The sequence below is a fragment of the Phyllobacterium sophorae genome (assembly GCF_003010965.1).
Lineage (GTDB): Bacteria > Pseudomonadota > Alphaproteobacteria > Rhizobiales > Rhizobiaceae > Phyllobacterium > Phyllobacterium sophorae.
The window spans coordinates 1-750 of record NZ_PGGM01000048.1 but is presented as its reverse complement, the minus strand read 5'-3'; the positions used below and the strand labels follow the sequence as shown (position 1 = coordinate 750).

At 58.3% G+C, this 750-nt stretch carries 1 protein-coding gene; it reads right to left on the bottom strand.

What is annotated here, in order from left to right:
* A partial coding sequence (locus tag CU103_RS30970) for a cell division protein ZapB (RefSeq protein WP_425350687.1) occupies positions 1–592 on the bottom strand: 592 nt, incomplete at its 3' end.
* Positions 593–750 lie beyond the last annotated feature (158 nt).

Genomic DNA, 750 nt, shown 5'->3' with positions numbered 1-750 from the left:
CGGTTGTCACCTGTCCCTGCGCATGCATGACAAGGCAAAAGCGGCGAAGGTTCGAACCATATCCGCCCGTAATCCCCGCCGGCATCGGTGCGATTACTGTCCTGCCATCCGGCGTCACCCAGCATTCGCGCCGGTAATGCACCAGCTCGGCTTGCATCACCAGTTCCCGCACGAAGCAGCTTTTGTACCCCTTGAAGCGGGAGCCTTGCGGAACATCGGCCCTGACGATCTCTTCGTGGGTCACCTTGTCTTGATCCCGCTTGGCGCCACGCGGCTTCTTCTTATCGGTTTTGTTATTGCCGGCCTTTGGCTCTGTTGCCTTTTCCATGCCGGACGGGCGAAATGGCGGGCGCGGCGGCAGGTTTTTCAGCCGCGCAATCTCATCACGCAGCAACTGGTTGTCGACTTTGAGTCGGGTGTTCTCCAGTCGAAGTTGGGCATTGTCGTCCCGCAAGGCTTCATTCTCGGATCGCAGTGTTACGACCTCGGCCTTGAGCGCGTGAAGCTCGTCGACAAGGCCACCGACGAGCCTGCGCATGGCACCGAGCGACAACGTTTCGACATGCTCAACCGAAGGCAGCTTCTTCTTCATGCTGGAGGGAATCATGATTTGCCCTGTCGGCGGAATCGGGGCCAACGCTCTTTAGATTCGACGCGGGAGCTTATGCACAACTACTTCAATTCCCGGCTGCGCAATCCCGAAAAAATTCTGCTCCAACGAGCAACTGCCGCCAAATCTGCCCCGGTTAC